Raw genomic sequence first — 21,500 nt, 5'->3', positions numbered from 1 at the left:
CACCACGGCACACGCCAAGCCATCAAGGACTTGGATGGATGGGTTTCAAACACACTTGACAATCGGCTTCATGAACGACAAGGCCGGCGCTTTCCCCAACGGAAGGCGCCGGTTTTTCGTCGTGTCCAGCCGCCGTCCTGGGCCCCCTCCCTAACCCTCCTCCGCCACCGGCGGGGGAGGGGACTGGTTGCCGGGACGGTGGTCGAGCTGGGTCAGGATCGTCTGGGCCTCGGTCAGCAGGGCGTCGCGGACGCGGATGTATTGGTCGAGGGAGGTCCCGGATCGTTGCCGCGCCTGCAAGGCGGCGATCTGGATGTCGAGCGCGTCGAGATCGCGGTCGATGCATTTCAGCGCGTCGCGCGCCCGTTGCTCTTCCTGCGCGTTCATGGCCACTCCTCCCGTGTCTGGTCTGGATTTCAGGCGAATCGCATCCGAACGAGGTACGGCTTTTTGTTTCGGTATCCCTGGCACTGCTTTTGCTGAACGAGTTCCGTTCACGAGCGTCCGCTCGGCAAGCTGAGAGGGAGACTACGATGGCGTCACGCGGAATCAATGCCGGTTTGGTGATTACGGTCGCTCAGAGTGCCATCGACTTTCTGTGGTCCCATTGGGACGGCTCGTCCAAATCCGTCCGCTCGGCGCTGATGGCCTCGGAATTCTGGACGCTGCAAGCCTATGGCCGACATGGCCAGTGGGTGCAGTCGGTCACCCGCGACGCGCTGGTCGAGTTTCTCGGCAACTACATCGACCGGCGCATGGAGGTCGGTGACAGCGAGGACCGGGCAGTCGCCACCGCGGTTTATCGCCTGACCGGGAAGACGGTGGGAGCGGTTTGACCGCCGGCCAGGGATTGGCGTGCCTGTTTTTTGTCCGGATGCCCATGGGGTGAGCAGCGCTTCCCATGGGCATCCGGGAAGTGGATGTCACTCGGGATCGGACCACAGCTTGCCGCCGCTGGCCCAATCGCTCTTCTTCACGTCGTGGAAGATGACATCGACCGCCTCCGGGCTGCAGCCGAGCACCTCGACCGAGGCGTCGGTGAGCGCCTTGGCGTAGGCGCGCTTCTGCTCCAGCGTGCGGCCTTCGAAAAGCTGAACGTTGATCAGCGGCATAGTCGTTCCATCCCCTTTGTTGCGGACCGCGGTCCGGAAAGCTCAGCTCCTGTAGTCCGGGCAGCGCCGGTCCAGGCGTCGCAGCAGCGCCGGCCACTCCAGTTCGCCCTCCGGCTCCGGATCGGCGGTGAGCTGCCGGTAGGTCTTGTCGCACAGCTCCGGCGCCGGCGACACCAGTTCCGCGCCGGCCGCCTGCGCGGCGAGCTGCATCCGGCACGCCTTGTCCAGCATGTCCATCAGGCAGAAGGCCTCCGCCACCGTGCGCCCGGTCACCAGACTGCCGTGGTTGTGAAGCAGCATCGCCCGGCAGGAGCCGAGATTGGCGACGAGGCGGACCTTCTCGCTGTCGGTCAGGGCCAGCCCTTCGTAGCGATGGTAGGCGAGGTCGCGGTAAAAGCGCAAAGCGTGCTGGGACAGCGGGAGGAGCCCGTCCTTCAGCATCGACACCGCCACCGCCGCCTCGTTGTGGAGGTGCATGACGCAGCGCGCGTCTTCGCGCGCCGCATGGACGGCGCCATGGATGACGAAACCGGTGGCGTTCACCGGGTGGGGGCTGTCGCCGATGATGGCGCCGTGGATGTCGATCTTCACGAGGTTGGAGGCGGTCACCTCGTCGAAAGTCAGGCCGAAGGGGTTGATGAGGAAGCGCCCCGGCTCCTCCGGCACGGCCAGCGAGATGTGGGTGTAGATCAGGTCGTCCCAGCCGCGCTCGGCGACCAGACGGTAGGCGGCGGCGAGATCGATACGGGCTTGCCATTCGGCGTCACTGACATCGGCGCCGGCGATGCGCGGTCCGGCATGGACGAATGATCCGCTGGTGTCCGTCACGGTCGGCTCCCGGTCTGTGCGATGAGCGGGGGAGCGTCGCATGGCGCGGCGCGGTTGTCCAAGCGGGACGCTGGAACTATTCCGGATTTTGGAAATCACTGGCCCGGCTTGGTTGCGGTCCCTTAGACTGTGGAGCTTTCCGCCGCCGAGTGCACACCGATGACCATCACCGCGCCAGTCTCCACCCCGTCCGACCGCAGCGCGCCGGAAGGGAGCCGGATGGAGGACCAGGCGAAGCCCTCCATCCTCGTGGTGGACGACGAGGAGGGCATCTGCAGCTTTCTGTCGCGCGCGCTGGAGCGGCGCGGCTGGCGGGTCGAGGTGGCGGGCAGCGCCGAGGAGGGCGCCCAGAAGCTGGAGCGCATCCACGCCGAGGTGATCATCCTCGACGTCGCCCTGCCGGGCCGCTCGGGGCTGGACTGGCTGAAGGAGCTGATGGCCGGCGGCTACGCCGGGGAGGTGATCCTGGTCACCGCCTTCGCCGATATGGACACGGCCATCGACGCCCTGCGCTCCGGTGCCGCGGATTTCGTGCTGAAACCCTTCCGAGTTGAGCAGATCCTGAATTCCATCGACCGCTGCGTCGAGCGCACCCGGCTGACCCGCGAGAACTACGTGCTGCGCCGACAGCTGTCGAAGAAGGACAATGGGCGCGACGAGATCGTCGGGCGGTCGGACGCCATGGTGCGGCTGCGCTCGCTGGTGCAGCGGGTGGCGCCGACCCCGTCCACCGTGCTGATCCAGGGCGAGTCCGGCGTGGGCAAGGAACTGGTCGCCCGCGCGCTGCACGACCTGTCGCCGCGCGCAGACCGGCCCTTCGTGGCGGTGAACTGCGCGGCGATCTCCGCCGACCTGATCGAGGCGGAGCTGTTTGGCCACGCCCGGGGCGCCTTCACCGGGGCCAAGGACGCGCGCAAAGGGCTGTTCTACTACGCCCACGGCGGCACGCTGTTCCTGGACGAGATCGGCGAGCTGTCGCTGACGTTGCAATCCAAGCTGCTGCGCGTGCTGGAGGAGCGGCGCATCCGCCCGGTCGGCAGCGAGCAGGAGGTGCCGGTGGATGTCCGCGTGGTCACCGCCACCAACCGCGACCTGAAGGCGGAGGCCGCGGCGGGCCGCTTCCGCCCGGACCTGTTCTACCGGCTGGAGGTGATGACGCTGACCATCCCGCCGCTGCGCCAGCGCGCGGTGGACGTGCCGGAACTGGCCGCGCTGTTCATGCGCTTCCTGCCGGCGCGGCTGGCCGTGCCGCCGCTGACCCTGACGCCGGAGGTGACAAAGGCGCTGATGTGCCATTCCTGGCCCGGCAACGTGCGGGAGCTGCGGAATTTCGTGGAGCGGTCGCTGCTGCTCGGCGAATTTCCGCTCGACGATCTGGACACCGCCAACGCCGCGGCGGTGGAGGCCGGCCTGGCCGCGGATCCCAGCCTGTGCGCCGCGGCGGTGGCCGGAAACCCGCCCTGCGCCCCCTGTCCGGTCCGCCATGTCCGCATGGACGGCGACAGTGACGTGCTGCCGCTGGCCGAGGTGGAGAAGCGCCATATCCTGACCGTGCTGGCGCGCTGCGACGGCAGCAAGGCGCGCGCCGCCGATCTGCTGGGCGTGTCGCGCAAGACGCTGGACCGGAAATGCGTGGAATGGGGGGTGTGACGCCTCCATCCCGCCTCCATCCGCCCCGGCCCAACATGCTGAAGCGGCTGGCGGCGGCTTACGCGGAGTCGGTCCGGCTCAAGCTGCTGGCGCTGGTGCTGGCGCCGCTGCTGGTCGGCGCGCCGGTTCTGCTGATGATCGTCTGGGCCTGGGGGACGCAGGGTTACGACCAGCTTCTGGTCAACAAGGTCAGCTCCGACCTGGGGACGGCGCGGCAGTTCTTCGACCGGGTGCAGATGTCGCTGCGCAACGGGCTGGAGGGGGTGGCGACCTCCCACCGGCTGGCCCTGGTTCTGGAGCGCGGGACGCCCGCCGACCTGCGCCGGCTGCTCGACGAGGAGGCGGAGGAGCACGGGCTGGACTATCTGCTGCTGCTCGACGCCGGGGGCATGGTGCGGGCGGGCGGGTCCTTCGCCGTCCCGGCGGACCGCAGCGGCTGGTCGGTGGTGCGCGAGGCGCTGCACGGCTACGCGCAGCACGGGCTGGAGGTCTTCGCTCCGGCGGAACTGGAGGCGCTGAACCCCGCGCTGCGCCGGGCCGCCCACACGCCGCTGGTGCCGACCCGCGCCGCCCGGCCCGATCCCCGTGGCGTCGAGGACCGCGGGCTGGTCATCCAGGTCGCCATTCCCTTCGACGGGCCGGACGGCCGTCTGCTCGGGGTGCTGGAAGGTGGGGTGCTGCTGAACGGCAACCAGGGCATCGTCGACCGGCTGAACACCATCGTCTATCAGGACGCCTCGCTGCCGCTGGGCAGTCAGGGCACCGCCACCCTGTTCCTCGGCGACACCCGCATCGCCACCAACGTCCGGCTGTTCGAGGGGCAGCGGGCGCTGGGCACCCGGGCGTCGCAGGCGGTGGCGGACAAGGTGCTGGACCGCGGCGAGCCGTGGCTGGGCTCCGCCTTCGTGGTCAACGACACCTATGTGTCGGGCTACCAGCCGCTGGCCGACACCGCCGGGCGGCGAATCGGCATGCTCTATGTCGGGTTCCTGGAATCGCCGCTGCGTGACACGCTGTACAAGGCGCTGGCCGGGCTGTTCCTGCTGTTCCTGCTGGTGTCGGGGCTGGGGACGCTGGTGGGGCTGCGCGGCGCGCGGGCCATCTTCCGTCCGCTGGAGCGCATGGCCGGCGTCATCGCCCGCATCGAGGGGGGCGAGGATTCCGCACGCATCGGCCCCACCGCCAGCCGGGACGAGCTGGGGCGGCTGGCCCGCGCCTTCGACCATCTGCTGGATTCCGTGGCGGCGCGGCGCTGGGAGCTTCAGCGCTCCGCCGAGGAGCTGGACCGCAAGGTGGCGCTGCGCACCGCCGCGCTGGAGGAGGCTAACGCCACCCTGCGCCGTGCCCAGCAGCAGCTGGTGATGAACGAGAAGCTGACCGCCATCGGCGAACTGACCGCCGGGGTGGCGCACGAGATCAACAACCCGGTTGCGGTGATCCAGGGCAATCTCGACCTGCTGCGCGAGGTGCTGGGCGACGGGATCGAGCCGGTGCGCCAGGAGGTCCGGCTGATCGACGAGCAGACCCGGCGCATCCACGCCATCGTGACCAAGCTGCTGCAATTCGCCCGGCCCGGCGACTTCGCCGGCTACGCCGAGCCGACCGACGTGAACGGCGTGCTGTCCGACTGTCTGGTGCTGACCCGGCACAACCTGAACCGGGCGCGGGTCGTGGTGACGATGAAGGCCCAGGCGGGCGGCCCGGTGGAGATGAACCGCGGCGAGCTTCAGCAGGTGCTGATCAACCTGATCGTCAACGCCATGCAGGCGATGCCGGAGGGCGGCCGCCTGACTCTGGACAGCCGCGACATCGGCCCGGACGAGCGTCTGCCGGGGGCAGACCCCTTTGAGGGGGTGCTGGTGGGGGTCGAGGACACCGGCCACGGCATCGCGGCGGGCGATCTGGCCCGCATCTTCGACCCCTTCTTCACCACCAAGAAGCAGACCGGGACGGGGCTCGGCCTGTCGATCAGCTACGCCATCGTCCAGCGCTACGGCGGGCGGATCACGGTGGAGAGCGATCCGGGGCGCGGCACCCGCTTCACCCTGTGGCTGCGGCGGCAGGCCGTCTATTCCGACCAACCGACCGCGCCCTTCTTCGCCGCCCAGCGGATCACCGCGGGGGGCTGATCCCCCTTTACCCGGCGTCTCTTTACCCGGCAACCGCCAGGAACGGGTTGACGCCGATGCGGCGGTACTCCTCCTCGCCCAGCAGCAGGTCGAGCGCCAGGGTGGCGAGGTCGTCGGCCACCGGGTCGAGGCCCGGCGCCTTCTCCAGGAACAGCAGCTTCAGATAGCTGTGGCAGGCGTCGCAGGTCTCCGCCCGCACCGCGCCGTTGGCTTCCGTGCCGTCCGCCCCTTCGACGAAGCGCTGGGACACGTCCTTGCCGTCGCCGCAGGCCACACAGGACGAGCGCACATGGTGCCAGGCGGTGTGGCAGATCCCGCAATGGAGATAGCGCAGGCCGCCGCTCTCCATGCCGACCTGCAACACGCCGGCGACCGGCGCGCCGCCGCAGACTGGGCAGACGGTGGCGGTGGCGTGGGTGGTCACCGACGTGGGATCGAGCGCTGCGGCGTGGCGCGTCCAGGCGGTCTGCAAGGCCGCAGCCAGGCAGGGTGCTGCGGCGAGGTCGCCGTCCTCCAGCGCGTCGCCGGCCCAGCGCCCGGCCAGCGCCTCCAAGGTGTCGGCGTCGGACGCGGCGAGCGCGGCCAGGGCCTCGCGCGCGCCGCCGGGCAGGGTGTCGAGCCGGGCGGCCAGGGCGCGCAGGTCAGCGGCCCACTGCTCCTCCGGCGGCAGCGTGGCGGGGGTGGCGGCCACCGCCGCCTGGGCGTCGGCCAGCGTGGCGACGAAGCGCAGCCAGTCGCCCATGGCGTGCCCCTCCGCCAGCGCGCGCAGGCGCGCCGCCCGCCGGGCGAAGATCGCCGCATCGGGCAGGCGCAGCGGGGCCGGCGACTGGCCCGGCACCAGACCGGCGGCGGCCATGGCGGCGGCAGTCGCTTCGGACATCGCCGCTTCGAAAATCGGGGCGTCGGAGGAAGAGGCGGTCATGGTGGCTTTCCCGGTCACGGATCACGAACAGTCGGAAGGGATAGCACAGCGCAAGAACGGTGCCAGGAGGACGAATAGCCCTCTCCCCTCTGGGGAGAGGGTGCCCGCGAAGCGGGCGGTGAGGGGTGCCCATTGCGCTACGTCCGGCAAATGCGCAACCCCCTCACCCTGACCCTCTCCCCAGAGGGGAGAGGGGATTTTGACGGCGCCAACCCCCGACAGATTGTCCTCCACACAAACGTTACGGACATTTTGTCCATCGCCGGCTGGACAAAATGTCCCTCAGAGCGGTGCGGGCATGGCCGGTCCGTCCGTCCGCCCCAGCAAACGCACCGCATTCCGCCATAAGCCCCGGCTGGCACGGAATCTGCCCTTTGGGGGATGCGTCGCTCCGGCCGGGTCAACCCCGGACGGCGCGCGCGCCACCGGTTCCAGGCGCTCAAGCGCCGGGCCGGCACATCCTGACACCAGGGCCGACATCAGGGAGGTTTCATGCCCATCACACCCATGCAGGTATCACGGCGGCATTTCTTGAAGGTCACGGCGGGCGGTCTCGCCGCCTCCAGCATGGGGGTTCTGGGCTTCCTGCCGTCCGAGGCGCTGGCCGAGGTGCGCCAGTTCCGCCTCGCCCGCGCCAAGGAGATCCGCAACACCTGCCCCTACTGCTCGGTCGGCTGCGGCCTGCTGATGTACAGTCTGGGCGACGGCGCCAAGAACGCCAAGGCCGAGATCATCCACATCGAGGGCGACCCCGACCATCCGGTCAGCCGCGGCTCGCTCTGCCCGAAGGGCGCCGGCCTGCTGGACTTCATCCACAGCCCGAACCGCCTGAAATATCCGGAGGTCCGCGAGGCCGGCTCCAACAGCTGGAAGCGCATCTCCTGGCATGAGGCGATCGAGCGCATCGCCCGCCACATCAAGGACGACCGCGACGCCAACTTCGTCACCAGGACCGCCGACGGCGTGACGGTGAACCGCTGGCTGTCCACCGCCATGCTGACCGCTTCGGCCTCGTCCAACGAGACGGGCATCCTGACGCAGAAGGTCATGCGCTCGCTGGGCATCGTCGGCACCGACGCGCAGGCCCGCGTCTGCCACGGCCCGACCGTGTCGGCGTTGGCCTCGACCTTCGGGCGCGGGGCGATGACCAACACCTGGGTGGACATTTCCAACGCCGACTTCATCCTGATCATGGGCGGCAACCCGGCGGAGGCACACCCGGTCGGCTTCAAGTGGGCGGTCGAGGCGAAGAAGCGCGGCGCGCGCATCGTCGTCGTCGACCCGCGCTACAACCGCTCCGCCGCGGTGGCCGACGAGTATCTGCCGATCCGCGCCGGCTCCGACATCGTGTTCCTGGGCGGCGTCATCAACTGGCTGGTCGCCAACGACAAGATCCAGTGGGAGTATGTCCGCGCCTACACCAACGCCGCCTACATCGTGAAGGAAGGCTACGGGTTCGAGGACGGGCTGTTCAGCGGCTACGACGCGGCCAAGGGCCAGTACGACCGCTCGTCCTGGAACTACGAGGTCGAGGCGGATGGGAACACCGCGAAGACCGACCCGACGCTCCAGCATCCGCGCTGCGTGTGGAACCTGATGAAGGCCCACTACGCGCGCTACACGCCGGAACTGGTCGAGGACCTGACCGGCACGCCGAAGGACGGCTTCCTGCGCGTCTGCCAGCATCTCGGCTCCACGGCGGTGCGCGACCGGGTCGGCACGATCCTCTACGCGCTGGGCTGGACGCAGCACACGGTGGGCGCCCAGAACATCCGCACCATGGCGATGATCCAGCTCCTCCTGGGCAACATCGGCATGCCGGGCGGCGGCGTGAACGCCCTGCGCGGCCACTCCAACATCCAGGGCCTGTCCGACCTCGGCCTGCTGTCCACCAACCTGCCGGGCTATCTGACCCTGCCGTCGGAGAAGGCGCACCCGACCTTCGCCGACTACATCGCCAAGACCGCGCCGAAGGCGCAGGCGCCGGGCCAGCTCAACTTCTGGGCCAACACGCCGAAATTCTTCGTCAGCCTGCTGAAGTGGTTCTGGGGCGACAAGGCGACGGCGGAGAACGACTGGGGCTACGACTGGCTGCCCAAGTGGGACAAGATGTACGACGTGCTGCAGGTCATGGACCTGATGCACAACGGCAAGGTCAACGGCTTCATCGTCCAGGGCTTCAACCCGCTGACCTCCTTCCCCGACGCGCGCAAGACGGCGGCGGACTTCGCCAAGCTGAAATACATGGTGGTGATCGACCCGATCGCCACGGAGACCGCCTCCTTCTGGCAGAACCACGGCGAGGTCAACGAGGTCGACACCGCGTCGATCAAGACCGAGGTGTTCCGCCTGCCCTCCACCTGCTTCGCCGAGGAGGACGGCGCCATCGTCAACTCCTCGCGCTGGCTGCAGTGGCACTGGAAGGGCGCCAACCCGCCGGGCGAGGCGAAGACCGACCAGGAAATCCTGGCCGAGCTGTTCATGGCCGTCCGCGCCCTCTACGCCAAGGAGAGCGGCACCGCGCCGGAGCCGATCCTCAACCTCTCCTGGCCCTACAAGAACCCGCTGGAGCCGACGCCGGAGGAGCTGGCGAAGGAGCTGAACGGCCGCGCGCTGGCCGACATCCCCGACCCCAAGGACCCGACCAAGTTCCTGGCCCGCAAGGGGGAGCAGATCCCGAACTTCGCCCTGCTGCGCGACGACGGCACGACGATGAGCGCCTGCTGGATCTTCGCCGGCTGCTGGACGCAGGCGGGCAACCAGATGGCCCGGCGCGACAACACCGACGCGGGCCTCGGCAACACGCCGGGTTGGGCCTGGGCGTGGCCCGCCAACCGCCGCATCATCTACAACCGCGCCTCCTGCGACCCGTCGGGCAAGCCCTGGGACCCCAAGCGCAATCTGATCGCGTGGAACGGCACCGCCTGGGCGGGCGCCGACGTGCCGGACTTCAAGGTGGACTCGCCGCCGGCCGACGGGATGAACCCCTTCATCATGAACCCGGAGGGCGTCGGGCGGCTGTTCTGCACCGACAAGCTGGTGGACGGCCCCTTCCCCGAGCATTACGAGCCGATGGAAAGCCCGCTCGGCACCAACCCGCTGCACCCGAAGGTGGTCAGCAGCCCGGCGGTGCGCATCTTCAAGGCCGACCGCGAGCGGCTGGGCACCCATGACCAGTTCCCCTACGTCGGCACCACCTACCGCCTGACCGAGCATTTCCAGTTCTGGACCAAGAGCGTGCGGCTGAACGCCATCGCCCAGCCGGAGCAGTTCGTGGAGATCGGCGAGACGCTGGCGGCGGAGAAGGGCATCCAGGCCGGCGACTGGGTTCAGGTCTCCTCCAAGCGCGGCCACATCAAGGCCAAGGCCGTGGTGACCAAGCGCATCAAGGCCCTGAAGGTGGCGGGCCGCACCGTCCACCAGATCGGCATCCCCCTGCACTGGGGCTGGGAGACGGTGGCCAAGAAGGGCTTCCTGTCCAACACGCTGCCGCCCGCGGTCGGCGACTGCAACACCCAGACCCCGGAATACAAGGCGTTCCTCGTGAACGTCGAGAAGATCGGAGTGGCGTAAGTCATGGCACTGCAATCCCTTGATATCCTGCGCCGGTCCGCCACCCCGACGCCGACCCCGCAGGCCCGCAACCCGCAGGAGGTGGCGAAGCTGATCGACACCACGGTCTGCATCGGCTGCAAGGCCTGCCAGGTCGCCTGCTCGGAATGGAACGAGCTGCGCGCCGAGGTCGGCACCTGCGTCGGCGTCTACGACAACCCGACCGACCTGTCCTCGCAGGCCTGGACGGTGATGCGCTTCAACGAGGTGGAGGAGAAGGGCAAGCTGGAGTGGCTGATCCGCAAGGACGGCTGCATGCACTGCGCCGACCCCGGCTGCCTGAAGGCCTGCCCGTCGCCGGGCGCCATCGTGCAGTTCAAGAACGGCATCGTGGACTTCCATCAAGAGAACTGCATCGGCTGCGGCTACTGCATCTCCGGCTGCCCGTTCAACGTGCCGCGCCTCAGCCCGGCCGACAGCAAGGCCTACAAGTGCAACCTCTGCTCCGACCGCGTCGCGGTGGGACAGGAGCCGGCCTGCGTCAAGACCTGCCCGACCGGGGCCATCCAGTTCGGCAGCAAGGAGGACATGATCGAGGTCGCCCAGACCCGCATCACCGACCTCCAGTCGCGCGGCTACGATCAGGCGGGCCTCTACGACCCCGCCGGGGTGGGCGGCACCCACGTCATGTACGTGCTGCACCACGCCGACAAGCCGGCGCTCTACTCCGGCCTGCCGGACAACCCGTCGATCAGCGCCGTCGTCGGGGTGTGGAAGGGCATGCTGAAGCCGCTGGCGACGCTGGGCGTCGCCGCCGCCGGCCTGTTCGGCTTCTTCCATTACATCACGGTCGGCCCGAACCGCGCCGATGACGAGGACGAGGCGGATCACGGCACGCCGCCGGTCCCGCCCGCCCAAGGAACCAAGCACAAGGAACGGGAGAACGCGCTGTGAAGACGTCGGAAAAGCTGATCCAACGCTACTGCGCCGCGGAGCGCATCAACCACTGGATCGTGGCGGTCTGCTTCGTTCTGCTCGCCATCTCCGGGCTGGCCTTCTTCTACCCGGCCTTCTTCTGGCTGACCGGCGTGTTCGGCACGCCGCAGCTCGCCCGCATCGTCCATCCCTTCGTCGGGGTGGTGATGGTCCTGGCCTTCGCCCGCCAGTTCTTCCGCTACGCCCACCACAACCTCATCAACAAGGAGGATGTGACGTGGATGATGTCGGTGAAGGAGGTGATGAAGGGCAACGAGGTCGGCGACATCGGCCGCTACAACGGCGGCCAGAAGGGCATGTTCTGGGTCATGGTGCTGTGCATGATCCTGCTGCTGGTGTCGGGGGTGATCGCGTGGCGGCCCTATTTCGCGGGCTATTTCCCGATCCCGATCATCCGCGTGGCGCTTCTGGTCCACGCCGCCAGCGCGCTGGTGCTGATCGCCAGCATCATCGTCCATGTCTACGCTGCGCTGTGGGTGCAGGGCACGATCCGCGCGATGGTCGAGGGTGTCGTCACCCACGCCTGGGCGCGCAAACACCATCCGCGTTGGTTCCGTCAGGTAACCGGCAAGGAAACCGGGCACTGATCGCTTGAGGGCGCTCTTAACCCTCTCCCCTCTGGGGAGAGGGTGGCCCGCAGGGCCTCTCGCGCTGGCCAGAGGCCTAGCGCTGACGGCGGCAGGCGGATGCCTCTGGCATCCGCTGAGAGCCGGTGAGGGGGTTGCGCATGGCGGAACGCCCGGCAACAGCGCACCCCCCTCACCCTGACCCTCTCCCCAGAGGGGAGAGGGGAATTTACTAGGAAAGACACCGCCATGAGCCTCGCCACGGACTTCGCTGCGCCCTCCACCACCCATCGCATGACCGTCCTGCGGCTGGGTCCGGACGCCGCCCAGCTCTGCGACGACGCGGTGGTGGAGGAGGTGCCCGTCGCCATCGCCTACAACGGCATCGTCCATGCGGTGATGCTGGCGACCCCCGACGACCTGGAGGAGTTCGGCCTCGGCTTCTCCCTGACGGAGGGGATCATCGCCGACGCGGAGGAACTGGAGAGTCTGCGGGTGGTGGAGGGCTGCGACGGGATCGAGGTCCGCATGGAGATCCCGATGGAGCGCTTCATGGCGCTGAAGGGCAAGCGGCGGAGCATTGCCGGACGGTCGGGTTGCGGCGTCTGCGGCGTGGAAAGCCTCCAGGCCATCGCCCGGTCCGGCCAGCCCGTCCCCTCGGGCGGGCGGCTGTCGGTGGCGGCGGTGGAGCGGGCGCTGGCCCGCTTCGCCGAACGCCAGATCCTGCACCGCGCCACCGGGGCGGCGCACGGCGTCGCCTGGGTGGACGCGTCAGGGACCATCCTGGCGGTGCGCGAGGATGTCGGCCGCCACAACGCGCTGGACAAGCTGATCGGCTGGCTGGTGCGCACGGGCGTGGACCGGCAGGGCGGCTTCGTCCTGACCTCCAGCCGCGCCAGCTACGAGCTGGTGCAGAAGGCCGCCCGGCTGGGCATCAGCGGGCTGGTCGCCATCTCCGCCCCCACCGGCATGGCGGTGCGCATGGCGGAAAGCTGCGGCGTGTCGCTGGCCGGCTTCGCCCGCGGCGACCGGTTGGTCGTCTACAGCCACGGCGACCGCTGGGTGTAAGCGGCTCCGCGACGGACGTGGCGGGAGGAGGTGGGCTTACTCCCCCTCGCCCTTTTCTTCACCCTTGTCCTCGCCCCCGCGCAGCCGCTCCAGGACCTGCCGCAGATCGCCGGGGTGGAGGGGCTTGTGCAGGAAGGAGCAGCCGCGGCGCTGGCCTTCCAGAAGCGCGCTCTGGGCCGTCTCGCCGCTGAGCACCACGGCGGGAATCTCCTGCCCGTACAGGCGGCGCACCCGGTCGATCACGTCGAAGCCGGACACCTTTCCAGGCAGCCGCAGGTCGGTCAGGATGACCGACGGCGCGTCGGGCAGGCCGTCCAGCACCGCGAAGACCTCCCGCATGTCGCCCGCGGCGGCGACGGTGCAGCCCCAGCTTTCCAGGATCATCTGCAGGCCGGTCAGCACCATCGCCTCGTCGTCCACGGCCAGCACCGTCATCCCGGTCAGGGGCGGCGCCGAGGCGGTGGAGGGCGGCGGGGAAACGTGGCTGCACGGCGGTTCGGCCAGCGGGCTCGCGGCTTCCAGCGAGATGGAGAAGACGGTGCCGCGCCCGATGCGCGACCGCACCTCCACCTGAAGACCGAGAAGTTCCGCCAGCCGGCGCACGATGGCGAGGCCGAGGCCGAGGCCGCGGGTGGGGTCGCGGTTGGGATTCTGGAGCTGGTGGAACTCGTCGAAGATGGCGGTGAGTTGCTCCTCGGGGATGCCGAAGCCGGTGTCCCACACATCGATGCGCCAGCGGTTGCCGCGCCGCCGCATGGCGAGGAGCAGGCCGCCGTGCCGGGTGTAGCGGATGGCGTTGGTCAGCAGATTGCGCATCACCCGGCCGAACAGCACCGGGTCGGTCTTCACCGTGCCGGGGCACAGGCGGGCGCGCAGGCGCAGGCCCTTCTCCTCGCTCTGCGGGCGGAACTCCTCGACGAGCTGGCCCAGAAGCTCGTCCAGGGAGACCGTCTGCGGGTCCGGCGTGACCGTGCCGGCGTCCAGCGTGGAGATGTCGAGCAGCGCGTTCAGCAGCCGCTCGCCCGCCGTCATGGCGTTGCCCAGCATCTCGGCCGTGCTCAGAGCCTTCTCGTCGCTGATCTGGCTGCACAGCGCGTCGAGGAACAGGCGCATCGCCTGGAAGGGCTGGCGCAGGTCGTGGCTGGCCGAGGCCAGGAAGCGGGAGCGCGCGGCGGTGGTCCGTTCGATCTCCGCGCGCATCTCCCTCTCCATGCGGGCGACGACCCGGTCGTCGGGCGCCGCTTGGGTGGCCAGGGCCAGCACGGCGACCGTCTGCCCGTCCTGGGTCAGCGGCACGCCCTCGAACGCCGCGGGGTCGGCGTCGCCCACGGGCAGAAGCTCGATGCCGACCGGCTCCCCGGTGTCGCCGGAGAACAGCGGATCGACGGCGCCCAGCACCGCCGGCCAGACCGGCCCGAACCAGGCCGGGGCCGGCTGCCCGCCCACCGCCGGCTCCTTGCCGAGGAGGGCGCAGAGCGCGTCGTTGGCGAAGAGGGTGGCAGCGTGCGACGGCCCGGTCAGAACGAAGGCCGGCAACGCGGCGGCGCGGCAGACGCGCAGCGCGTTCTCCACGCACTCCGTCTCCGCTGGCGCGGTGTCGATGCTGGTCCTGTTCCTGTGCCGAGGCGTCACGTCGGTCTCTCTCTACCCGCTAGAGCTGAAGGTGTAGCACCTTAACCTTTGGTGCACTGGGGATGAAAGCGCCTGAAAGCCCTATACGCCTTCTATGCGGAAGGCATTGGGGGCGACAGGCGGGCGAGATGGTCCTCCACCATGTATTTCCGGCGGAGCAGGGCCATCAGACGGATCTTCAGGATGTCCATCGGCTGCGACTTGCCGACGAAGTCGTCGGCGCCGGCGGTCAGGCTGGCGGTCAGGCGGTCGTCGCCCTCCTGGCTGGTCAGGATGACGATCTGGAAGAACAGGCCGCGGCGCCGGCGGAAACGGTCGAACCGCTCGCACAGCTGGGTGCCGCTGGTGCCCGGCATCACGAGGTCGAGGATCACGCAGTCCAGCCCGCCGTCCTCCAGCGCCGCCACCGCCTCGTCGGCGTTGCGCGCGGCGACGACGTGACAGCCGTCCTCCTCCAGCTCGGCGCGCAGGAACTCCCGGTAGGTCGCGCTGTCGTCCACCACCAGGATGCGCGCCCGCCGCAGGATGTCGGACACGGTCGGCGGCGCGTTGCGCCGGTCGAGCAGCGTCATGGCCTGCTGCACCACGCCCTGGGTATCGGCGGGGTCCACCCGATGCACGTCGGCGGGAACGCCGGCCTCCGCCGCCCGTTCCGCCGAACCCAGCAGCATGGCCGGGGCCGGGCAGCGCCGCCGCAGCTCCGTCAGGGTGCGGGCGGCCTCGCCGTCGGCCTCGACCATCAGCAGGTCGAAGGGACGGCGCGACAGTTCCGCGACCGCCGGCTCCACCGTTTCGACGCAGCTCGCCTCGATGCCCTGCTCCTCCAGCATCAGCTTCAGGAGTAGTCCCTGTGTCTGCGAAGCGATGACGATCAGTGCCCTGGGTCCACTCATGAGGGCTCCACTCCCGTCGAAACCAGTTCCAGCAAACGGGCCGCCACCTTGTCGATGGGCAGCTCCTCGGTAACGCCTCCCAGCCGGACCGCGGTCCCCGGCATGCTGTGGATGACCGCGGTGGAGGCGTGCTCCGCGATGGTGTAGGCACCCGCGCGGTGCATGTCGGTGAGGCCGCGTGCCCCGTCCTCCCCCATGCCGGTCAGCAGCACGCCGATGGCGGCGGCGCCGAAGGCCGAGGCCAGGGAGGAGAACAGCACGTCCCCGGACGGCCTCTGGCCGCAGACCGGATCGCCGTGGACCAGCCGCATCCCGCCGGGCTCGGCGGTCAGATGAAGCTCGCCGGGGGCGACATAGACGTGACCGGGCCGGTGCGGCCCGTCGGAGGCCAGCGCCACCGGCAGCGGCGTGACCGACCCCAGCCAGGAGGCGAAGCCGGCCACGAAGGGCGCGCCGATGTGCTGCACGACGAAGACGGGCAGGGGGAAGTTGGTCGGCAGCCCGCGCAGCAGCTTCACCAGCGCCGCCGGCCCGCCCGTCGAAGCGGTGATCCCCAGCGCGCGGAACTGCCGCTTCACCACGGACGGCGGCAGGGGCGGCGGCGTCGGGACGCTGGCGCCCCTGCGGCGGCCGTTGGTGCCGACGGGCTCCTCGTCGCCGTTGCGCGGGCGCCCGCGCTGCCGGATCACCTTGACCTGGCTCATGATGGTGAGCTGGGTGCAGAGATGACGGGCGACGGTCTGATAGTCGGCGCGGGCCATGCTGCCCGGCTTTTCCACCACGGCCAGCGCCCCGGCCTGGAGCGCCCGCATCGGGATGTCCAGGTCGCGCACGTCGGAGGCGACGACGACGATGGGCACGGGATGCTCCCGCATCAGCCGCTCGGTCACGGCGAAGCCGTCGATCCCCGGCAGGCGGATGTCGAGCGACACCACGTCCGGCTTCAGCGAGACGACCATGCGCAGAGCCTGCTCGCCCGACGCGGCGATGCCGGCCAGCTCCAGCCGCGGGTCCTCGCCGATGACGTGGGCGAGGAGCTGCTGGACGACCGGCGAGTCCTCCACCACCAGGACGCGGATCTTGCGGGCGCCGGTCACAGCAGCCGCCGGATGCCGGCCAGAAGCTCGTTCTGGTCGAAGCGGGTCTTGACGATGTAGGCGTCGGCGCCGAGGTCCAGCCCGCGCTCGCGGTCCTCGTCGCTGGCGCGCGAGGTGACCAGGATCACCGGCAGGTCGGAGGTCATGGGGTTGCCCTTGACGGCTTGGAGCAGGGCGAACCCGTCCATCCTCGGCATCTCCACGTCGCTGATGATCAGGTTCACATCCTCCAGCTCGCCGAGCGTTTCGACCGCCTCGCGCCCATCCACGCACAGCGTGACCCGGTAACCATGGGCCTCCAGGATGCTCTTTTCCAGAGTTCGCGTGGTGATGGAGTCGTCCACAACCAAAATGTGCGGCCGCCGCCGCTCCGACTCGTCGACCGGACGGACCAGCGGCGGCAGGGCCATGCCGGGGCGCGGCGACAGGGCGGCGGGATTCAGCACAAGGGCCGGCGATCCGTCGTCCATCAACACGGTGCCGAGGAAGCGGGCGGCGTCGATTCCCACCTCCTCCGCCGGGGTGACCACCGAGTCGCGGGTGGCCAGCAGCGCGTCCACGACCAGGGCGACCCGCCGCCCGGCGGTGCGCAGGATGACGAGCGCCAGCGGCGCCCCGTTGCCCTGCGGCATGGCGCCGTCGTAGCCGAGCAAGGCGGCCATCGGCGTCACCGGAACGTCCTCCTCCTCCAGCCGGATGGTCGGGGCGGCGAGGTCGGTGAACAGCGTGTCCGCCGGGACGCGCAGCACGCGCGCCACGTCGTTGCTGGGAATCGCCAGGATGTCGTCCTGGACCGCCACGAAGACCAGCCGCTGGCTGAGCAGGCTGAGCGGCACCTCCACCGTGACGACGGTCCCGCCGCCCTCGCGCGCGGCCAGCGTCACCGAGCCTTGGAGCCGGGTGACCTCCCGCCGCACGATGGCGAGGCCCATGCCGCGCCCGGCATATTCGTTCGCGGTGGGGGCGGTGGAGAAGCCCGGCTCGAAGATCAGGTCGAGCAGCCGTTCCTCCGGCGCCGCCTCCGCCTCGTCGGCGCCCAGCAGGCCGCGCTCGACGGCGTGGCGGGCGATGGCCGCGCGGTTCGGGCCGCGCCCGTCGTCCTCGATGCGCAGGACGAGCCGGCGCCCGACGACCGAGGCTTCGAAGCGGACGGTCGCCGCGGCGCGCTTGCCCGCGGCCACCCGCTCCTGAGGGGTTTCGACGCCGTGGCTGACGGCGTTGCGCGCGATGTGCAGCACCGGGTCCTTCAGCCGTTGCAGGACCACCCGGTCGGCCTGGGTCTCCAGCCCGCGGATGTCCGCCTCGACCTCCTTGCCCTGGGCGCGGCTGATGTCGCGGATCATACGGCCGAGGTTGCTGAACTGGGACTCCGCCGGCAGCATGCGGAGCTGCCGCACCTCGTCCTGGAAGCCGCTGCCCCAGCGGCGCAGCGACCAGAGATGCCGGTCATGGGCGCGGTGCGCCGCGTCCAGCGAGGCGCCGAGCGCGCGGAACCGCCGCTCGAAGGAGGACAGGCGCAGGGCCGTCTCGTCGCCCGCGAAGCTGGTGGCGCCGGACCCCGCGGCATCATGGGAGCCGCGGAGCAGGCGGGGCCGCATGGCATGCCAGCTCCGCTCCAGGGCGCGCCATTCGCCGCGCAGTTCGCGCAGCTCGGCGACCAGGGCGGACTGGTTCTCGATCTCCGGCAGGAGGCCGGCGGCGGCGGTGAACAGCCGTTCCAGCCCGGCGGCGCGGATGCGGACCAGCGCCGCGTTTTCGGCGGGTCCGGTGGTTTGGGCGCGGCGCGGTGCGGCGGTTGGCGAGGCATCACGGGCGGCATCCGCGCCCGGAGCGGCGGGGGATGGGCCGGGAGAGGGGCGGCGCTGGACCGGTTCCGGGCCGCCGCCCTCACCGCCCATGCGGGTCAGTTCGGCCAGCACCTCGGCGATGTCCACCTCGCCGCCGCCGCGGGTCGCCCAGGCCACCACGTCCTCGATGGCGTCCAGCGCGCGGCGCACCACGTCGCGGGCCGCCGCGTCGAAGGGCACCGTGCCGCGCTGGATGGCGATGAAGGCGGCCTCCAGCCAGTGGGACAGCCGCTCGACCTCCGGCAGGTCCACGGCGCGGGCGGCGCCCTTCAGGCTGTGGGCGCGGCGGTGGATCTCCACCAGATCGGGGAGGTGCGCCGGGTCCTTCTCCACCGCGCGCAGAGCCTCGCGGATGGCCGCGAGATGCTCCTTGTGCTCCAGGTCGAAGGCGGCGAGCAGGCGCGCGCGGATGTCGTTCATGCCGCCGGCACCTTCCGTCCGTCCTTGTCCGTGCCCTCGCCGCCGCGTGCCGTCGCCATGGTCACACGCGGTAGTTCCGCACGGCCTCGACCAGACCCTGGCCGAGATCGTTGAGGTTGGTGGCGGCCCCTTCGAGCTGGCGGGTGCCGGCGGCGGTCTGGCTGCTCGCCTCGCGGATGTTCTGCAGCGCCTGGATCACCTGCTCCAGGCCGATCTGCTGCTGGTTGGTCCCGGCGACGATCTGCTGGAAGGCGAGCACGCTCTCCTGCACGCTCTCGGCGAGGTCGCGGATGGTCGATTGGGTGGCGTCGGTCTGGCGCTTGCCGGCGCCGACGCGCTTCACCGCCTCCTCCGTCAGCATGACCGAGGCGTTGATGCCGTGCTGGATCTCGCTGAGGTTGGAACGGACCTGGGCGGTGGCCTCCTTCGACTGGTCGGCGAGGCTCTTGATCTCGCTCGCCACGACGGCGAAGGTCCGGCCGTGCTCACCGGCGGCGGCGGCCTCGATGGCGGCGTTCAGGGCCAGCAGGTGGCAGCGCTCGGCGATGTCGTTGACGGTCAGGATGATCTCGCCGATCGCCTGGGTGCGCTCCGACAGGATGACAATGTTCTCGGCGACCGCCTCCGCCTGCTCGCGGATGGCGTCCATCGCCTGGTTGGTGTCCTCCACCGCCTTCAGGCCGGTCTCGGAGTTGGACGCGGCGACCTGGGCGTTCTGCGCCACGTCCTGGGCGCGGCGGTTGATCTGCGCGCCGGATTCGGTGATCTCGCTGAGCGTCGCCGTCGTCTCCTCCACGGCGGCGAGCTGCTGGGCGACGCTGGCCGCCTGCTGCTGGGTGGAGGCGCGGATCTGCGCGGTCGCGGCGTGCATGCTCTCGGCCGTGGCGCGGGTGGTCCTGGCCATGCTGCGCAGGTTGCCGGTCATCTCGTTGAGGTGGGTGCCCAGTTCGGCCAGCTCGTCGTCGCCGGGCACGACCACCGTCTTGGTCAGGTCGCCCTTGCCCACCTGGGTGACGTAGCCGATGGCGGTGCCGAGCCGCTTGGTGACCGAGCTGCCGATCAGGATGGCGATGGCGACGGCCAGGGCCACCACGATGACCAGCGCCAGGATCGAGGAGCGCACCGCGTCGTCATAGAGGGCGCGGATGTTCTGGCGCCCGGCCTCCGACAGGCGGCTGATGTCGCTGTGCAGGCTGGCGAGCTGGTCCGCCATGGCCACCCGCATCTCCTCCACCCGCGTCAGACGCGCCAGCGCCTCCGGTTCGGTCCCGGCGGCCACCCGCTCCATCAGCGTGTTGGCTTCCTCCAGCATGCGACGCGAATGCTGGTCGAAGCTGTTTATCTGGGTGACCAGCTCGCCCCAGATGCGGCGGCGGTCCTCCGTGGTGCCGTCCTCGGCCCGCTCGCCGGCAATCCGCTTGAGCTTGCTGATCTGCTCGAACATCACCGCCGAACCGTCGCGGTAGCGCTGGCGCAGCTGCGTGATGTCCGGCGGCGGCGCGCCCTGGACCTGGGCCAACTCCGCCGCGTGGGTCGCCGCCTCGCGGAAGCTGCGCAGGTTGCTCTCGGTCACCTCGATCTCGCGCACCGCCTCCGACACCTGGATGTCGTAGGTGGCGATGCCCATCATGACCTTCATGCCGTCCGCGAACCGCATCATCTGGAACGCCGCCAGCAGCCCGGTCAGCAGGCAGACGACCCCGAAGCTGAGCATCAGCTTGTGCTTGACCTTCAGTTTCATTCTTCTTTCATGCTCCTCAGCGTCTCCAGGATCGCCGGCACGTCCAGCACGGCGATGCGGCTCCGGGTGATGGCGGTGACGAAGGTCCCGGCTTCCGGCGGGGCCTTCAGGTCGGTTCCATCCAGCTCCATCACCGTGTCCACGGTGCGTAGGCGCAGCGCCACCGGCCGCTCGCCGCCGCGCAGCACGACGGCGAAGCCGCCGCCGGCGGGAACGGCGTTGCGTCCGCACAGCCGGTCCACGTCGAACAGGCGCATCACCCGCCCGTCGATGGCGATCAGCCCCAGCAGCTCCGGCGGTGCGTGGGGCACCCGCGCCACCCGCGGCAGCGGCACGATGCGGGACAGGTGACGCAGGTCCAGCCCGTAGGACCCGTCCGCGCCGCGCCCGGCCAGCAGGGTGACCGGCGCCTCGGCTTCCGCCGCGGCGTCGGTCTCGATGGAGGAGGGGACGCGCGCCAGATCCTCGGCGCGGCGCAGCAGCAGCGCGTCGGCCCAGGCGCCGCCCGGCGCCGCGGCGGCTTCCGCCTCCCTGCCTTGAAGGGCCAGGCGCGCGCGGACAGCGGCCCAATCGATGGCGTCTTTCACTTCGGCCGCCTCTCCGGTTCCGATCCGGTCGTCCATCACGGCTCCTCACCCGAGAACCAGAGGTCGATCATGCTCCGCAGCTCGGCCACGGTCAGGCCGCCGCCCTCGGCCACCAGTTCCGTCGCGTCGTGGGCGGCGACGGTGGCACGGGCGTTGCGGAAATGGCGCTGCGCCGGGGCCAGCTTGCCGCGCCGCCAATAGGCCAGCGCCAGATGGTAGTCGGCCAGCGCGAAGTCGGAATCCAGATAGAGCGCCCGCTTGAAGGCGGCGATCGGGTCGCCGACGCCCAGCTCCTCCTCCAGGAGACCCAACCGGAAATGGACCACGGGGTCGAGGCGGTTGCGCTCGGCCAGGGCGATGCAGGCGTCCAGCGCCGCCGCCCGGTCGCCGTCGGCCACGGCGGGATTGCCGGCCGGGGGTCCCGCCGGTGGCTGCGGGGCTGTCTCTTATACACATCTCC

Annotated in this window: 18 protein-coding genes; 7 read left to right on the top strand and 11 right to left on the bottom strand. The window is 70.2% G+C overall.

Features of this window, described 5'->3' with window-relative positions; genetic code table 11:
* Nucleotides 1–150: 150 nt before the first annotated feature.
* Entirely contained in the window at nt 151–387 is a 237-nt protein-coding gene (locus Q4I23_RS16485; RefSeq protein WP_498526917.1) for a hypothetical protein, read from the bottom strand.
* 146 nt (nt 388–533) lie between these two features.
* On the opposite strand from Q4I23_RS16485, the gene Q4I23_RS16480 reads away from it, so the two are divergent.
* Nucleotides 534–836: a hypothetical protein gene (locus Q4I23_RS16480; protein WP_014197964.1), complete on the top strand. Its 303-nt coding sequence runs from the start codon at nt 534–536 to the stop codon at nt 834–836.
* Between the two features lie 87 nt (nt 837–923).
* Here Q4I23_RS16480 and Q4I23_RS16475 read toward each other — a convergent pair whose 3' ends face one another.
* Nucleotides 924–1,112 (bottom strand): 4-oxalocrotonate tautomerase, encoded by a 189-nt coding sequence (locus Q4I23_RS16475; protein WP_035669961.1) that lies wholly within the window; start codon nt 1,110–1,112, stop codon nt 924–926.
* 42 nt (nt 1,113–1,154) lie between these two features.
* Nucleotides 1,155–1,940, bottom strand: coding sequence for a class II aldolase/adducin family protein (locus Q4I23_RS16470; protein WP_498526916.1), 786 nt, complete (start codon nt 1,938–1,940; stop codon nt 1,155–1,157).
* Between the two features lie 159 nt (nt 1,941–2,099).
* Here Q4I23_RS16470 and Q4I23_RS16465 point away from each other — a divergent pair, with 159 nt between their 5' ends.
* Both Q4I23_RS16465 and Q4I23_RS16460 read left to right on the top strand, forming a co-directional pair.
* Entirely contained in the window at nt 2,100–3,590 is a 1,491-nt protein-coding gene (locus tag Q4I23_RS16465; protein WP_454017333.1) for a sigma-54-dependent transcriptional regulator, read from the top strand.
* Nucleotides 3,587–5,719 carry a cache domain-containing protein gene (locus Q4I23_RS16460; RefSeq protein WP_498526915.1) on the top strand — a complete coding sequence of 711 codons (2,133 nt, stop codon included), beginning with the start codon at nt 3,587–3,589 and terminating at the stop codon, nt 5,717–5,719. The genes Q4I23_RS16465 and Q4I23_RS16460 overlap by 4 nt, the downstream gene beginning before the upstream one ends.
* A 22-nt stretch (nt 5,720–5,741) precedes the next feature.
* Here Q4I23_RS16460 and fdhE read toward each other — a convergent pair whose 3' ends face one another.
* Nucleotides 5,742–6,641: a formate dehydrogenase accessory protein FdhE gene (fdhE, locus tag Q4I23_RS16455; protein WP_498526914.1), complete on the bottom strand. Its 900-nt coding sequence runs from the start codon at nt 6,639–6,641 to the stop codon at nt 5,742–5,744.
* 492 nt (nt 6,642–7,133) lie between these two features.
* On the opposite strand from fdhE, the gene fdnG reads away from it, so the two are divergent.
* From fdnG to fdhD, 4 genes are all read left to right on the top strand, one after another.
* Nucleotides 7,134–10,214, top strand: a complete 3,081-nt coding sequence (gene fdnG / locus Q4I23_RS16450) for a formate dehydrogenase-N subunit alpha (RefSeq protein WP_498526913.1) — start codon at nt 7,134–7,136, stop codon at nt 10,212–10,214.
* 3 nt (nt 10,215–10,217) lie between these two features.
* Nucleotides 10,218–11,147 (top strand): formate dehydrogenase subunit beta, encoded by a 930-nt coding sequence (gene fdxH, locus Q4I23_RS16445; protein ID WP_035677773.1) that lies wholly within the window; start codon nt 10,218–10,220, stop codon nt 11,145–11,147.
* Nucleotides 11,144–11,776 carry a formate dehydrogenase subunit gamma gene (locus tag Q4I23_RS16440; RefSeq protein ID WP_454017337.1) on the top strand — a complete coding sequence of 211 codons (633 nt, stop codon included), beginning with the start codon at nt 11,144–11,146 and terminating at the stop codon, nt 11,774–11,776. The genes fdxH and Q4I23_RS16440 overlap by 4 nt, the downstream gene beginning before the upstream one ends.
* Before the next feature lie 228 nt (nt 11,777–12,004).
* Nucleotides 12,005–12,823 (top strand): formate dehydrogenase accessory sulfurtransferase FdhD, encoded by an 819-nt coding sequence (gene fdhD, locus Q4I23_RS16435; RefSeq protein ID WP_498526912.1) that lies wholly within the window; start codon nt 12,005–12,007, stop codon nt 12,821–12,823.
* A gap of 36 nt (nt 12,824–12,859) precedes the next feature.
* On the opposite strand, the gene Q4I23_RS16430 is transcribed toward fdhD, so the two are convergent.
* The 7 genes from Q4I23_RS16430 to Q4I23_RS16400 all read right to left on the bottom strand — a co-directional run bounded on the left by Q4I23_RS16430 (nt 12,860) and on the right by Q4I23_RS16400 (nt 21,438).
* Complete coding sequence (locus Q4I23_RS16430; protein WP_498526911.1) at nt 12,860–14,395, bottom strand: hybrid sensor histidine kinase/response regulator; 1,536 nt, start codon at nt 14,393–14,395, stop codon at nt 12,860–12,862.
* 152 nt (nt 14,396–14,547) lie between these two features.
* Complete coding sequence (locus Q4I23_RS16425) at nt 14,548–15,348, bottom strand: response regulator (RefSeq protein WP_454017340.1); 801 nt, start codon at nt 15,346–15,348, stop codon at nt 14,548–14,550.
* Entirely contained in the window at nt 15,345–16,445 is a 1,101-nt protein-coding gene (locus Q4I23_RS16420; protein WP_498526910.1) for a chemotaxis protein CheB, read from the bottom strand. Before Q4I23_RS16420 ends, Q4I23_RS16425 begins: the two co-directional genes overlap by 4 nt.
* A complete protein-coding gene (locus tag Q4I23_RS16415) occupies nt 16,442–18,712 on the bottom strand; it encodes a hybrid sensor histidine kinase/response regulator (RefSeq protein ID WP_498526909.1) in 2,271 nt (756 codons plus the stop codon). The genes Q4I23_RS16420 and Q4I23_RS16415 overlap by 4 nt, the downstream gene beginning before the upstream one ends.
* Before the next feature lie 61 nt (nt 18,713–18,773).
* A complete protein-coding gene (locus Q4I23_RS16410) occupies nt 18,774–20,453 on the bottom strand; it encodes a methyl-accepting chemotaxis protein (RefSeq protein ID WP_498526908.1) in 1,680 nt (559 codons plus the stop codon).
* Complete coding sequence (locus tag Q4I23_RS16405) at nt 20,450–21,076, bottom strand: chemotaxis protein CheW (protein WP_498526907.1); 627 nt, start codon at nt 21,074–21,076, stop codon at nt 20,450–20,452. The genes Q4I23_RS16410 and Q4I23_RS16405 overlap by 4 nt, the downstream gene beginning before the upstream one ends.
* Nucleotides 21,076–21,438, bottom strand: a complete 363-nt coding sequence (locus Q4I23_RS16400) for a hypothetical protein (protein WP_247896496.1) — start codon at nt 21,436–21,438, stop codon at nt 21,076–21,078. Before Q4I23_RS16400 ends, Q4I23_RS16405 begins: the two co-directional genes overlap by 1 nt.
* Nucleotides 21,439–21,500 lie beyond the last annotated feature (62 nt).

The organism is Azospirillum sp. UFLA03-27 (assembly GCF_059803775.1).
This window is presented reverse-complemented; position numbering and strand designations above follow the sequence as displayed.